Source organism: Thermococcus henrietii, assembly GCF_900198835.1.
Taxonomy (GTDB): domain Archaea; phylum Methanobacteriota_B; class Thermococci; order Thermococcales; family Thermococcaceae; genus Thermococcus; species Thermococcus henrietii.
In genome coordinates this window covers 23,369-36,281 of record NZ_LT900021.1, presented here as the reverse complement: position 1 = coordinate 36,281, position 12,913 = coordinate 23,369, and the positions used below count along the sequence as shown (strand labels likewise).

Below are 12,913 nucleotides of genomic sequence, written 5' to 3'. Positions count from 1 at the left end.
TGAGTGGGACAGGTAAATAGGAAAGGGAAAATCTGGCTCAGCGGAAGATGCCGAAGAGCAGGCCCAACACGAGCGCTATCGCGCCAATGAACGGCACCATGCTCGTCATGCTCAGCGAGCTCTGCGTGTTGCTGTCCACATCGGTGAGCATGTTCTTTGCGATGGTGTCGTTTGTCTGCTGAATGTTCTGCTCAATAACAGGGTGGAACTTTCCGATGACGAGCAGAGCCACGTAGAGAAGCAATATCACACCGATAATGCCTCCGATTGCCGCCATGCTGATCTGACCCTTTCTCTTTGACTTCTTCCAGCTCCTGGCCATCTCCACGCCCTGCTCAAACGAGACCCGCGCAACGAGACGAAGTTCGTCCAGCACCAGGCAACACCTCGTCAGACAGTATTCACTGAAAGCTACGGTTGAGGAGGATAAAAAGAGGGATTGTCAATTCCTGCGTTCAGGAACTCCTGAACAAAGAATAGAGAGTGAGTTATATAAAAAACAAAGCATCTCACACGAGAAAATCTTTGTCTTTCAACTCGATGCCAAAGCGGGCGAAAAGCTTCCTGACCTCTGCCCTGCGTTTGTACGAGCGAGAAATCTCAATGAGCTGTGTTCTGTTCTTCTCTTCGAACTTCTGCAAAAGCGCAATTGCGAGCATGACAACAGCGCCTTTCCTGACACCAAGTAGCAATGACATCTGTGAGATGAATGCCTCTTGCTCGACAGGTACCATTACTGAAATCTGTCGTGTTTTCTTTTTCGACATTGCAGGCTTGACTTCCACAGCAGGGACAATCGCAACGACATCTTCCATAATACTTCACCCCTCCATTTTCCAGAGGACGATACCCACACCCGTCATCATTGATCCGTAAATCCAGAGCGCAACTCGAAGTGCAAACGGACGGTTAGAGACAACCAATACCATACTCATGAACAGAACTCCAACGGCGAGGAATGCTGTCGCCACAGGCTTTTCAATGTTCATCATTCTCACCCTCTTTCTTGTGCTCCAAAATGACATAATTTGCGCGACGGCCAAAAACCACGGCTCCAATGGTCATTACGAGCAACACCAACAGAACGTTCGCTGGAATTTGGACTCTCTGGTCGTGAAGGACGCTTATGAGTTTCATCGTATAAAAGAACACTAAAGCCTTCGGTCATGCTTCATCCCTCCTTATGGAATGGGTATCCCGTCCGCCATAAGGGTGCAAACTTCTTCACATGAACAGCCTGGCGGGGGAGAGGCTTTCCAAGCGGGTCAACGGCCCTAAACTGCTTTTTAGAGCGCTCCCACTGTGGCTGATAGTTTTTTGTTTTAATCTTGTGACGGCGGACTATGACAAATCCCGGAAACTCGGTGTAAATTATGTACTCAATCACTCCAGGAATCCCGAACTTTCTTCTGTTCAGTTTCATCCCCCCCCAACACGGCTTTCAACTCATCAACCACGCGAGAATACGCCTCGTCGGCGAGGAGTTCGAGGTTGGCGTAATGTCTTTCTCCCACGCTCTTTGCAGAACGGCCCTGAATGAAGTCCGCAACCTCAAAAGAGACGTCGTGCCTGATGAGAAAATTGTAGTGCCATTTTCTAATCGTTCTCGCCTTGACGCGATGCGCCGGCGGTTTAAAGTTTTTTACCCACTCTCTCATGGCGTCGTAGCTGGCGGAAATTCTTTCAAGCTCCTTTGCGAGTTCTACAGGCATATAAGCATAGAACACTCTCTTGGTGCCTTTGCCGGCTTCTTGCAGGGGATACTTTGCTATATTGTCGAGAAAAATCAGCTTTTCCGGGTCGAATGTAGTGAGTAGGTAGTGAATATGGGATAAGCGAAGCCCGGAGAAGACGAGCAGTTTAAACGTCAGCTCGCGACGCTTTTCGTTGTATGCTTTGACTTGTCTCCAAGCTTCTCTTAGTTCCTCATTTGTGATAAATGTCCTGTCCGCGCTTGTCTTCTTGATTTTCGCGTACCTTCTAATCCTATTGGCGTCGTCCTCGTCTATGATTCCGTTGAGTTCGAGAAAAGTGATAAAGTTCCTAAGGGCCGAGACGGTATGATGTTTGTAGTTGATGTTTTGTAGGGCTGAGACCAACTCGCCGATTGTGCTGATTTTGTAGCGCTCCAAAAACCGGTTGAGCGAGTTCATGTAGTCCTTCACTGTGCGTAGACCCGTTACTTTGCCTGAGAGCCATTCTCTAAACTGGTCTTTGTAGAGGTCCCACATTTCGTTGAGACTTCTCGACGAGCCGAAGGTCGCGGGTTCGAATCCCGCCCGGCCCGCCATAGAAACTTTTGCCAAGCAAAAGTTTCATCAAAGTTCGTGATTCCTTTTGAAATGCTGTTCTTGTGGGGATTTCTTTTTGAGTTGCTCTTTTGGGGTGAATTCCTTTTAGAGCGCCTTTTAGAGAGGTTCAAGCGTTTTTGTGCTCCTTTAGAGCGCGAGAAAAAGCAACCCAAGTAAAAAAAGCGAGGGGTCATGTATTAATCGCTCGCTCAAGTTCCTTAACAGGTTTGAGCTCGGAAATCAGCATGTTAAAAATTCTCTCATCAAGGGCTTCCTTTTCAATTGACACCAGAAGAATTCCTCTGTTGAGACTCGCCAAATCGCGCAGACTAGCTATAAAGCGCAGAACACTCTCTGGTTTGTTCTCAAGGAGCAGGTACTCGACGCAGTCAATAAGGATGACTTTATCCAGGTTCGTGGACTCGAGAAACGTCCTGAGGTTTTCAAGGAGGTATGGGAGTCTCGTGGGTTCAACGGCCTCATCGTGCTTAACCTTTGAGACCCACAGAACTGGGACTATTTTCAGGCCGAGTCTTGAGCGAAACACCTCTGGAGGGTCACGGGTAACGGCTATTCCTGGAAGGTGCCTATGCTTTGTCAGCTCGACGAAAAGTTTTTCGGTTTGTTCACTACTCCCCCAGTAGGCCCCGTACGTTATCTCCTGGCTTGGCTCCGTTGCTATTGGCACGATGATGTACTGACCCCTTGCAAATGGCAGGTACAGCATCACTGAGGAGAGAAACAGCAGGAGGGCCCCGATGGTCAGGAGGACAGACCTAACGATTACGTATGTCTCGTTACCGTAGAGAACCGAAGTCCGAAGGAGCACCCCTATAAACTCCGCAACGACGACGAGAACGAAGGCACCAATGAGAAGGTTAAAGACCCGGGTGAAGTACCTAACCCGAAGGTTTTGTTTGACGCTCTTCTCGACGGTGAGCAACATTATGACTATTGCAAGGGAGAGCAGTAAGACCGTGAGGTCCCTGAGGAAGTAACCCAGCGAGAGCACGTGAGGCATGTGTGTACATTGATGCCCAGGTTTTTAACGGTTTCGCGGGGTTTTTAAAGGATTGGAGGATTTATCCACGGTGGTTCCAATGTCATGGAAGGAGAAGCTCGGTTTGGTTCACATCTACACCGGAAATGGAAAGGGCAAGACGACGGCCGCGTTCGGTCTGGCCGTTAGAATGCTCGGCTCCGGCGGAAAGGTCGCGATAGTCCAGTTCATGAAGGCCCCGAAGGTTTACGGCGAGCAGAAAAAGATTGAGGAGTGCGGTGCACTGATAGAGTCCTTCGGCCTGCCAAAGTTCGTTCACGGGAAGCCGGAGCCAGAGGACATAGAGGCAGTGAAGAGGGCCCTCGCGAGGGCAAAGGAACTCGTTTCAAGCGGGGAGTGGGATTTGGTGATACTCGACGAAATCTGCGTTGCCCTCGGCTTCAACATGCTGGACATCGAGGAGGTTAAGGAGCTTATAAAGAGCAAGGCCCTGAAAACCGAGCTCGTTTTAACTGGTCGCTACTGTCCGGAGGAACTCTTCGAGCTGGCCGACTACGTCACGGAGATGAGGGAGGTAAAGCACCCGTATCAGAAGGGAATCGTCGCGAGGAGGGGCGTTGAATACTGAAGTCCACTTCAAGAACCGAAAAGCTTTTTAGTTAGGAAAGCTTAAGATAAGCCGGGGAGATTTTAGTAACAATTTTTTAGGATAATCGAAAGGGGGTGATAGAATGAGCGAGTTGATTCAGCAGATTGTTCAGGTTCTCAAGGAGCAGGTCGTTCAGGACACCGTCGTTCCCAGGAACATAAGGCGCGCCGCCGAGCAGGCCATAGAGGTTCTCCTCGACGAGAGCAAGGAGCCGGCCGTCAGGGCGGCCGATGCCATAGCCATTCTTGAGGAGATAAGCGAGGACCCGAACATGCCCATGCACACGAGGACCATAATCTGGGAGGTTCTCGGTGCCCTCGAGCAGGTTAAGTGAGCCTTTGATTTTTCCGCTCATTTCCTGCTCAGGTACCAGAGCTTGGCGCTTTCTTCGACCAGCTCCGCCTTGTAAAAAGCCTCCCTCAGGCTTTTTCCAACGGTCACGATTCCGTGCTTCGCCATAAGAACCGCGTCCGCTTTCCTCAACGCCTCAGCCGTGACTTCCGCGAGCTCCTCGGTTCCCGCCGGTCTGAACGGCGCTATTGGAATTCTCCCGAGGTAGATTTCCGCCTCGGGCGTTATTATCGGCAGTTCGCCTTCGAGGAGGGTCGAGGCAACTATCGAGTACGGCGGGTGAAGGTGGGCTATTGCCCTAACGTCCGGTCTCGCCCTGTAAACGGCTAAGTGGAGCCTGTACTCGGAGGAGGGCCTAACGCTAGAGAGCTGGTTTCCGCCGAGGTCTATCACCGCCACCTGCTCCTCGGTCATCTCGTCCATCACCGCTCCGGTTGCCTTGATGAACACCAAATTCCCGACGCGGACGCTCAGGTTCCCGCCGAATGCTGCAGTTAAACCGCGCTCGTGGGCCTTTCTTGAGTAGAGAACGAGCTGGCGTTTTGCTATTCGGGTCATGAGAATCACCTCTCAAGAAAAGTGTACCTCAACGGCCTCCCTAATGTTCTCCATGAGCTCGTCGAGGGTCTTTCCTTGTGTGAAGATATCATCGTCTATGCCCTTGGCGCACCAGTACTCACCATCGAAATATACCTCGAACTTGACTATCATGCTCCCACCGTTTGTTCTTTGTTGGCAAGGGTACTTAATCTTTGACTTTAACCCCGTAGCCGCAGTCCAGACAGAGGGCCCGCTTACCGCGCCACGCGAGCTCACCACCGCAGAGGGGACACGTGTCGAGGTTTCCGGCATCTTTCCAGCGCTCGAAGGTTTCGCTGTCTATGACGAGGTAGACACCGTCCTTTTCCTCCTCGAAGTCGCCCAGAACGGGGGTGCTTTCGAGTTCGCCGGTTTCGAGGTTAACTATCACCGGCTCAAGGCCTATGTTGCCCTCGTACTCCAAATCGTTCGCCGGGAGTATCTCAAGGATAAGAGAGTTGAGCTTTCTGTCGTGGTACGCTATTACCTCGAGCGCGTCGCTCACCTCTCCGCTCGCGGGGATTACGTCAACGACCAGGCTCTCTCTCGGAAAGAGTAGCACTACGACGTCCCTGCTCCTGAGCAGTGCGAGGCCCTTGCCCATATAGAGCTCTTCAAGGCTGAGCTCCTTCAGGAATCTCCTGACCTCGTCTCCGCTCGGGAGACGCTTTTCTGTGACCATGACGTTCATCATTCTCTTCGCGAGCGGGACCGCTACGGTTATCGGCTCTTCCATTTCTCTCACCGCCGATATTCGGAGGGAAAAATTTATAAACCTGCCCCGGGGATAATGGTTCGGGCCAAGCAGTAGGGTCCCGCGGTAGCCTAGCCTGGGAGTGGCGGCGGACTGTAGATCCGCAGGTCCCCGGTTCAAATCCGGGCCGCGGGACCACCAGAATTCTAAGCACTTCTTGAGGTCTTAAACAAAAACTGCTGGTAGCGTTTTCATCTGTTGTTCTCGAAAGAAACATGTAAAAAGAGCGTTTAAAACCGTCTAACGGTCCAAAAGTGAAAAGAAAAATCCCTTCGGTTCACTTCATCCTCTCGAGGATTATCGCCGGGCAGACTTTGGTGACGCCCTCAATCCTGCCGATTTTGTTCGAGATTATGTCCGATAGGTCCTCTCCGTCCCTGGCCCAAATCTCGGCCATTATCATGTGGTCGCCGCTCGTCAGGTAGACGTGCCTCACGAAGTCGAACTCCTTGAGCTTGCTTGCGACTTCAAAAATTTTTTCTGGCTTGGTGTCTATCCCGGTGATGCTCACGAGGTTGTAGCCGAGCTTCGATGGGTCCACAACTATGGTGTACTGCTTTATCACTCCTGCCTCCTCAAGCGCCTTGACCCGCTTCCTAACTGCCGTCTCGCTTATGCCGAGGACCTTCGCTATCTCCGTGAAAGGTGTCCTCGCGTCCTTGGTGAGCATGTCGAGTATAATCTTATCCCTCTCGTCCAGCATAATCCACCACCTAAGTTCTAATTACGCACCCATTCCTTATTAAGGTATCGGTCTTTTTGGTTTATGTATCGAACTTCTTCAATTCAATCACGGCCTCAACGTGGGGTGTGTGCGGGAACATATCGAGACCGACGGCGCTCTCAATCCTGTATTTCTCCCTCAAAGCCGAGAGGTTCTCGGCGAGCGTTTTGGGATTGCACGATACGTAGATTAGCCTCTCCGGTTCGTCTTTTAAGATTTTCCGGATTAGCTTCGGGTGGAGGCCCGCCCTCGGCGGGTCAACTATTACCGTGTCGTAGTTTGAAAGGTCCTCCACGTCCCTATCGCTCCCCACCCTGAACTGGGCGTTTACCCCGTTTATTTCGGCGTTTCTGTTGGCCATCTCGACTGCAAAGGGGTTAATCTCGACCCCCTCGACGGCAAAGCCCCTCTTAGCGAGGTAAACGCCGAAAGTGCCGACGCCGGAGTAGAGGTCGAGAACCCTTTCGCCGTCGGCGAGCTCCGCCACCTTCCTGACGAGGTTGACCGCCTGATAGCTGTTGGTCTGGAAGAAGCTGTTTGGGTGTATGAGGTAAGTCACGTCGTCGAGTTTCTCCCTTATGAAGGGTTCGCCCCAGAAGCGTTCGACGTCGCCGTAGGAAACGTCGCTCTCGCTCCTGTTGACGCTCCAGTAGAGAGATGTGGCAAATGGGAAGTAGTCAGGGAAGGACTCCGGAAGGGTTCCCTCCTTCGTCACGAGGTTCACCATGAGCTCGCCGGTGAATTTCCCCTCGCGGATGACGATGTACCTCAGAAAGCCCTCGTTTTTCCGTATGTCGTAGAGTGAAAGCTTCTCGTCCTCGATGAACTCTCGCAGGGCCTTCAGAACCCTTCCGCTCGCATCGCCGAAGACGGGGCACTCGGCTATGTCAACGGCCTCCCACCACGTCCCGTAGCGCCTGAACCCTATCCCAGTTGTCGAAATGACAACATCAATCCTGTTTCTATGGCCGTATATCTTTGGCGAGGGAATAACCTCGACGTCAAGACCGAGATACTTTGAGAGTTTTGATGCCTTGAAGCGGAGCTGTTCCTCATAGGGCAGGTGCTGGAGCAGACAGCCGCCGCACCTCCCGAAGTAGGGACATTTTGGTTCGGTTCTAATTTCAGAGGGCTCTATTAGCTCAAATTCAGTCGCTATGAGCTTTCTCTTTTTTCTCCTCCACTTCCTGACTTCCACGAGGTCTCCTGGTGCCGTGTGCGGAACGAGGATTTCCCGCTTTCCTGCCCGAAGAACGCCCAGTCCATCGTCGCTCAGCCTCTCTATAACTCTCCTCATGGCCGGCGATGCTCGCCGCCGCTTATAAACCTGCCCATTGATGGGCCTTTGAACGTTCGCCAAAAGTGTTCACGGAAGGTTTATTTAGTTCGAGAGCGTATTACTATCGGTGCCGGGTTCATGTTTGGGCGCCGTAAGGATATAGTCTACAAGGTTTTGGCAACCAAGAAGAGGGCCGTTGCCCTGCAGAACCTCAGCGCGGAGCTTGAAACGCCCGCTCCGGCCCTGCTCAAGACCGTTCGGGAGCTGGAGTCCGAGGGCCTCGTTGAGGTCTTCTACGGCCGCGAGAAGGCGGCCATCATGGTGAAGGCCAAGACGCTTGAGGACTACATTTGACCTTCAATCATTTTCTTTGAATCAACGGGAATGGGAGAAATGATTTATGGTTGCGATAGTGGTTACTGGGCGAGGTGGGGCCGGGAAGACGACGATGACGGCCAACCTCTCGACATACTTCTCGGGCATAGGTCTGAGAACCCTTGCAATAGACGGCGACCTTTACCTTCCGAAGCTCGCCTTTCACTTCGGGATATACAATCCGATAACAAACCTCCACACGCTCTTGAAGAAGGAGGACTCAAGACTCGAGGAGTCCATATACCGGGATGTGAGGACGGGCGTGGACGTTCTCCCCGGGAGCTCAAAGCTCTACGATATCCTAGATATAGACCAGAGGCGGCTCAGGCAGATAGTGATGGACGTCCAGACCAGGTACAACGTTACGCTGATTGACTCGCCCGTGGGGATTCCCTTCGACACAATCTCAACGTTTCGGCTGGCGGAGTATCAGCTAATCATAATCGAGGTGGAGCGGGGCCCGATTCACTCCTTCCACAGGATGGTGGAGAACGAGGTCGAGAAGCTCAAGGCCCTCGGTGAGGCCTACGGCCTCAAGGTCGGTGTGCTGATAAACAAGGTTCGCGAGGCCGAGCCGGTAATAGATGGCATCGTGAACTTCCTTGAGGGGAGCTTCAACATTCCCGTCGTTGGAATCGTTGCCCATGACCCCGCGGTTCCGGCGAGCCAGAACGAGGGGATTCCGGTCATAGCCTTCTCCCCGCACGCGAGGGCGTCAAAGGATATAACAACCGCGGGAAGGGTTCTGAGCGAGTGGGTCTTTGGGAGAAGGGAAAAGAAGAGCCTCTGGGAGAGGATAAAGGAGGCCTTTCTGTCAGTCCTTCACGGAGTCCCTTCTGGCGAAAAGCTCTGAGACCGTGACGAGGGGTGCAAAGAGGTAGTCTCCGAGGTTCTCGCGGGCGCCTTCTTCCCGGTCCACTACGACGAGGATCGCGGATACCTTTGCCCCCTGATTCTCAAGAACCTTCGCCGAGCGGAGGACGCTTCCCCCGGTGGTTGTCACATCTTCCACAAGGAGAACCTTATCCCCCGGCCTCACTTCGCCCTCAATCTGGCTCCCCGTGCCGTGTCCCTTCGGCTTCTTCCTGACGATTACAAGGGGCTTTCCGGTTTCGAGCGAGAGGGCCGTTGCTATGGGAACCGCGCCGAGCTCCGGGCCGGCAACGCGGTCAAACTCGACCCCAAGTTCCTCAGCCTTCTCCTTCATTAGCTCGGCGATGAGCTTCAAAACTTTGGGGTTTGTGATGAGCTTCTTGACGTTGATGTAGTAGTCGCTCTCCTTTCCGGACGTCAGGACGAAGTGACCGAAGAGAATTGCCCCCTCCCTGAAGAAGGCCTCGATGAGCTCATCTTTCTTTCCCATTGAAACCACCGGTGGGTTTTGGCAGGGTCTCTTAAAAACGTGATGGAAGTAGGGGTCAAGTTGACATAAACTAATCAACCGAAAACTTTAAGTTACCACTGTCAAAAGTTAGTCGGTGGTTGAATGCTTGGGGTACTGCTCGTCGTGGGCTACGTACTCATCGCGCTCGCGGTTGGGGTTAGCGTGTTTCTCAAAACGCTGTCCTGGCTCGCGGAGACGGACAGGGTAATATTCCCCCTACCACTCCGCTCGGCTATGGGCTGGGGAATCTTGGCGTTTCTGGTTGCCCTGACCCTCGAGGCGCTCGCCTTATACCCGTTTTGGGGTACTCCCACGGCCCTCCTAATCCTCGCCCTTGTGGTGGGCCCCATCGAAGAAGGCGCTAAGCTAATCCCCTTCATCGCCAAAAAGGACGAGAGCGTACTGACCCGGTGGCACCTCACCATAAAAACGGCACTGGCCTTCGGCTTCATAGAGGCGGTCATGTACTTCATACTCCTCGTCTCCATGGGGAACATAATTGGCGCCCTCTTCAGGACGATAGTCATCATGTTCCACGTTGCCTGGACAGCGATAGCACTGGAAGAGGCCCTCAAAGGGTCCCTCGCGAGGGGCTACCTCAAGGCGTCCATCATTCACAGCCTCTACGATGCACCCCTCCTGCTGTTGTACACCAGCGGAGCCCTCGCAGGCGTCGTTTCCCTCGTAAGCGTTGTTGTTCTCGTGTACCTCCACAACTCGGTTGACGGTGCCTTCGAATTCGCGGTGAGCTACGCGAGGAAAGCCGTTGCCCGGAGGAATGAAAGCGACGCCGAGGAATATCGGGAAGAAACGCCAATGGAGAACGGTGAAACCTGGGAAAACGGTGAGAGAGTGGAAAATAACGAAGAGGAGAACTCTTGGGAACTCACCTCTTCGCCTTGAACCTCTCCTGGAGCTCGTAGAGCTGGGCGACCCTCTCTATGGTGTCGGCCTCCTCCGGGCTTTTATCTTCCCTCAAAGCAACGTAGCGCGGGAAGCGGAGCGCGAAACCGCTCTTGTACTTGGGGCTCTTCTGTATCTCCTGGTAGGTGACCTCGATGACGACCTTGGGCTCAATCTCGACAAACTTGCCCTCTTCGCGGACAATCAGGGGCTTGAGCATCTTGGTGAACTCGACCAAATCTTCATCGGTGAAACCGCTTCCAACCTTGCCCACCGGGACGAACTCACCGCTCTCAGGGTCGTACGCTCCCACGAGGAACGAGCCGAGCAGGTGTGCGCGCCTTCCCTCGCCCCACTCCGCCCCGATAATGACGAGGTCAAGGTTCTCCATCGTGGGCTTAATCTTCAGCCACTTCTTACCGCGGTTTCCGGGCTCGTAGACGGAGTCCAGCCTCTTCGCCATTAGCCCCTCGTGGCCGAGCTCCAGAGCGCGTTTGTAGAACTCCTCGGCCTCTTCAACCTTCTTCGTAACGAGCTGTTCGGCGAGCTTTATCTTATCGCTTTCCTCGACGCTCTCCTCGAGCTTCTTCCTCCTCTTGGCGAACTTCGTGTCGATGAGGCTTTCCCCATCAACGTAGAGGATGTCGAAGAGGTTGAGCTCGAGCGGAATCTTCTCAATCATCTCCTCGATGTTGTACTTCCTCCTGAACCTCCTGAGGACGTACTGGAAGGGTCTTGGACGACCGTTCTCGCCGACTGCAACCAGCTCACCCTCGACTATGACCTTAGAAGGCTTCAGGGAGGCTTTTACAGCTTCAACTATCTCGGGAATCGAGCGGGTGACGTTCTCAAGCCTCCTCGAGTAGATTATCACCCTGTCCCCGTCGCGGTGGACCTGAACTCTCGCCCCGTCGTACTTAATCTCGAAGGCCGCTTCACCGCCCATCTCTATCAGGGCTTCCTTGACGCTGGTGGCGTTCTGGGCGAGCATCGGCCTTATCGGCTTCCCAATCTGTATGCTCACCTTCGAGAGCCCCTCGTTCCCCTCAAGCTTGGCAACCTTCGTCACATAGCCAAAGTCGCTCGTGAGCATGTATGCCCTCTCTACCAGCTCAGGCTTCACCTTGAAAGCTTCTGCTATGGCATCGCGCAGGATTCCCTCGGCGACGCCGGTTCTCATCGTCCCAAGGACGGTTCTTGCCAAGTACTTCCCCTCCTCTGGCCCGGCGTCCATGAAAAGGTTGGCCAGGTACTTCATCTTCCTGTCCTGGCTTCCCTCTCCGCTCGCCTCAGCAACCTTGACGAAGGTGTTGTAAACGCGCTTTATCGTGAGGGGCTGGCTGAAGAAGCTCTTCTGTTTTCTCTTCTTAAGGGCTAAAGCCACGCTCTCGCCCAAATCGCCGGTGTCCTTAATCGAGTTTTCGATTTCCTTCTCGGGGACGCCCGTCGCCATCGAAACGGCCCTTATGAGGAGCTTCTCGCCGACGCCGAGCTCGCGCTCGTCCCAATCGGGGAAGACCTTGCCGAGAATCAGGTAGGGGACTATCTCGAGCAAATCGTCGGGCGTTTTCTTGAGGAAGTCTGCCACAAACTTCGTCTTGAGCGTTTTGAGCGTGGTCTTCTCAAGCCTCCGGTAGAGTTCGGCCAGCTCGGAGTACTTCATGTCACCCACTCTCACCACCGAAACCAATACGGCGAGGGGGATAAAAGGTTAGCCCACCCACCTCCCGACCTTCGGCTTCCCCTCGTGGATTTCGGCAACGTCGTAGGGGACGTCGAGGTCGGCAAGGAGTGCCTTCGCGTTTTCAAGCTCCTTCTCCCGAACGAGCGCGAAGAGGCCCTTCCCGAGCATTATCATCGAGCTCGGGTTCTTCAGAACCCCGTCGAGTTCCCCCGCCAGCTCAAGGAGCTCACCTGTGAGCAGGCCCGTCCCCTCGGCGAAGGCCCTCGCCAGAACCATTAGCCTCTCGGGCGTTGGCCCCTTCAGGAGTTCCTCCAGAGCTTCCTTCCCCTTGACTTCTATCGCCCTCACGACGTCGCCGTCAAGAACCTCTTTGGTCGAGAGCTTTCCGAGGGGGACGACCAGAACGCGGTAGTCCTCAAAGAAGAGGTTGTCAACGACGCCAACTCCGGGCCCGCCGGCTCTAACGCGGACTTCAATTCCCCCGGCGAGCTGGGCTACGACATCGCCGAGGCCCCCTCTGTGGATTACCTCGGCTTCATGCGCTATCTGAGACGCCCTAAGCCACGTCCCCCCGAAGGCGTAGCTCAGCGCTAAAGCCGTGCCGAGAGCGCCCCCCGCGCTGTTGCCGAAGCCGTGGCCGTTGGGAAAGTCGAAGTACTGCCAGATTTCGACCTCGCCGAGAAAATCGGAAGGAACGAGCCTCTCGGCGACGGAGTAGCTGATTACAGCCTCTTCCCTCTTCACGGGCTCGCCGTTGAAGGCGATGTGGACGTGCCTCTCCAGCGTTCCGGTCTCTACGCTCACGAAGACGTTTGTTCCCTTGTCGAGGTTGATTCCAGCGCCGAGGGAGCCGGCTTTGAGCGGGTCCTCGTGGAGAACGGGCACGAAGAATGCCGTTATATGGGCTGGAACGAATGACCTCACGAGCATGATGACACCC

19 protein-coding genes and 1 tRNA gene are annotated in these 12,913 nt (G+C 54.0%); 6 read left to right on the top strand and 14 right to left on the bottom strand.

The window, feature by feature from the left end:
• Window positions 1-37: 37 nt before the first annotated feature.
• The 6 genes from CS910_RS00205 to CS910_RS00185 form a co-directional block, all read right to left on the bottom strand.
• Window positions 38-277, bottom strand: a complete 240-nt coding sequence (locus CS910_RS00205; RefSeq protein ID WP_145955306.1) for a hypothetical protein — start codon at window positions 275-277, stop codon at window positions 38-40.
• Window positions 278-509: 232 nt separating this feature from the next.
• Window positions 510-815: a hypothetical protein gene (locus CS910_RS00200; protein ID WP_099209173.1), complete on the bottom strand. Its 306-nt coding sequence runs from the start codon at window positions 813-815 to the stop codon at window positions 510-512.
• 6 nt (window positions 816-821) lie between these two features.
• Window positions 822-989, bottom strand: coding sequence for a hypothetical protein (locus CS910_RS11860; protein WP_158523787.1), 168 nt, complete (start codon window positions 987-989; stop codon window positions 822-824).
• 182 nt (window positions 990-1,171) lie between these two features.
• Window positions 1,172-1,387 carry a hypothetical protein gene (locus tag CS910_RS00195; RefSeq protein WP_099209172.1) on the bottom strand — a complete coding sequence of 72 codons (216 nt, stop codon included), beginning with the start codon at window positions 1,385-1,387 and terminating at the stop codon, window positions 1,172-1,174.
• The gene (locus CS910_RS00190) at window positions 1,380-2,291 is read right to left on the bottom strand and encodes an integrase (protein ID WP_099209171.1); all 912 of its coding nucleotides are present in this window, start codon (window positions 2,289-2,291) and stop codon (window positions 1,380-1,382) included. Before CS910_RS00190 ends, CS910_RS00195 begins: the two co-directional genes overlap by 8 nt.
• A gap of 190 nt (window positions 2,292-2,481) precedes the next feature.
• Window positions 2,482-3,312 carry a DUF835 domain-containing protein gene (locus tag CS910_RS00185; protein ID WP_099209170.1) on the bottom strand — a complete coding sequence of 277 codons (831 nt, stop codon included), beginning with the start codon at window positions 3,310-3,312 and terminating at the stop codon, window positions 2,482-2,484.
• Between the two features lie 79 nt (window positions 3,313-3,391).
• On the opposite strand from CS910_RS00185, the gene cobO reads away from it, so the two are divergent.
• Window positions 3,392-3,919: a cob(I)yrinic acid a,c-diamide adenosyltransferase gene (gene cobO / locus CS910_RS00180; RefSeq protein ID WP_099209169.1), complete on the top strand. Its 528-nt coding sequence runs from the start codon at window positions 3,392-3,394 to the stop codon at window positions 3,917-3,919.
• Between the two features lie 103 nt (window positions 3,920-4,022).
• Window positions 4,023-4,274, top strand: a complete 252-nt coding sequence (locus CS910_RS00175) for a UPF0147 family protein (protein ID WP_014122777.1) — start codon at window positions 4,023-4,025, stop codon at window positions 4,272-4,274.
• A gap of 17 nt (window positions 4,275-4,291) precedes the next feature.
• On the opposite strand, the gene CS910_RS00170 is transcribed toward CS910_RS00175, so the two are convergent.
• From CS910_RS00170 to CS910_RS00165, 3 genes are read right to left on the bottom strand one after another with little or no spacing between them, the layout of a single operon-like run.
• Window positions 4,292-4,849 (bottom strand): aldolase, encoded by a 558-nt coding sequence (locus CS910_RS00170; RefSeq protein ID WP_099209168.1) that lies wholly within the window; start codon window positions 4,847-4,849, stop codon window positions 4,292-4,294.
• Between the two features lie 12 nt (window positions 4,850-4,861).
• On the bottom strand, window positions 4,862-5,002 hold the full coding sequence (locus CS910_RS11965) for a type II toxin-antitoxin system HicB family antitoxin (protein WP_014122775.1): 141 nt from the start codon (window positions 5,000-5,002) through the stop codon (window positions 4,862-4,864).
• Between the two features lie 34 nt (window positions 5,003-5,036).
• Window positions 5,037-5,606, bottom strand: a complete 570-nt coding sequence (locus CS910_RS00165; RefSeq protein ID WP_099209167.1) for a hypothetical protein — start codon at window positions 5,604-5,606, stop codon at window positions 5,037-5,039.
• Between the two features lie 78 nt (window positions 5,607-5,684).
• Here CS910_RS00165 and CS910_RS00160 point away from each other — a divergent pair.
• Window positions 5,685-5,762, top strand: a tRNA-Tyr gene (locus CS910_RS00160).
• 139 nt (window positions 5,763-5,901) lie between these two features.
• Here CS910_RS00160 and lrpA read toward each other — a convergent pair.
• Window positions 5,902-6,327: an HTH-type transcriptional regulator LrpA gene (lrpA, locus tag CS910_RS00155; RefSeq protein ID WP_042691562.1), complete on the bottom strand. Its 426-nt coding sequence runs from the start codon at window positions 6,325-6,327 to the stop codon at window positions 5,902-5,904.
• Between the two features lie 61 nt (window positions 6,328-6,388).
• Entirely contained in the window at window positions 6,389-7,645 is a 1,257-nt protein-coding gene (gene rlmD / locus CS910_RS00150) for a 23S rRNA (uracil(1939)-C(5))-methyltransferase RlmD (RefSeq protein WP_099209166.1), read from the bottom strand.
• A gap of 120 nt (window positions 7,646-7,765) precedes the next feature.
• On the opposite strand from rlmD, the gene CS910_RS00145 reads away from it, so the two are divergent.
• A complete protein-coding gene (locus CS910_RS00145; RefSeq protein WP_042691567.1) occupies window positions 7,766-7,981 on the top strand; it encodes a hypothetical protein in 216 nt (71 codons plus the stop codon).
• A gap of 46 nt (window positions 7,982-8,027) precedes the next feature.
• The gene (locus CS910_RS00140; RefSeq protein WP_099209165.1) at window positions 8,028-8,855 is read left to right on the top strand and encodes a MinD/ParA family ATP-binding protein; all 828 of its coding nucleotides are present in this window, start codon (window positions 8,028-8,030) and stop codon (window positions 8,853-8,855) included.
• Here CS910_RS00140 and pyrE read toward each other — a convergent pair.
• Window positions 8,817-9,365 (bottom strand): orotate phosphoribosyltransferase, encoded by a 549-nt coding sequence (gene pyrE / locus CS910_RS00135; RefSeq protein WP_099209164.1) that lies wholly within the window; start codon window positions 9,363-9,365, stop codon window positions 8,817-8,819. The two genes, CS910_RS00140 and pyrE, sit on opposite strands and share 39 nt — an antisense overlap.
• Window positions 9,366-9,488: 123 nt before the next feature.
• Between pyrE and CS910_RS00130 the strand changes: the two genes are divergently transcribed.
• On the top strand, window positions 9,489-10,289 hold the full coding sequence (locus CS910_RS00130; protein ID WP_099209163.1) for a PrsW family glutamic-type intramembrane protease: 801 nt from the start codon (window positions 9,489-9,491) through the stop codon (window positions 10,287-10,289).
• Here CS910_RS00130 and CS910_RS00125 read toward each other — a convergent pair.
• Both CS910_RS00125 and CS910_RS00120 read right to left on the bottom strand, forming a co-directional pair.
• Window positions 10,273-11,952 (bottom strand): ATP-dependent DNA ligase, encoded by a 1,680-nt coding sequence (locus CS910_RS00125; protein ID WP_099212325.1) that lies wholly within the window; start codon window positions 11,950-11,952, stop codon window positions 10,273-10,275. The two genes, CS910_RS00130 and CS910_RS00125, sit on opposite strands and share 17 nt — an antisense overlap.
• Window positions 11,953-12,000: 48 nt before the next feature.
• The gene (locus CS910_RS00120; RefSeq protein WP_099209162.1) at window positions 12,001-12,903 is read right to left on the bottom strand and encodes a pantoate kinase; all 903 of its coding nucleotides are present in this window, start codon (window positions 12,901-12,903) and stop codon (window positions 12,001-12,003) included.
• Window positions 12,904-12,913 lie beyond the last annotated feature (10 nt).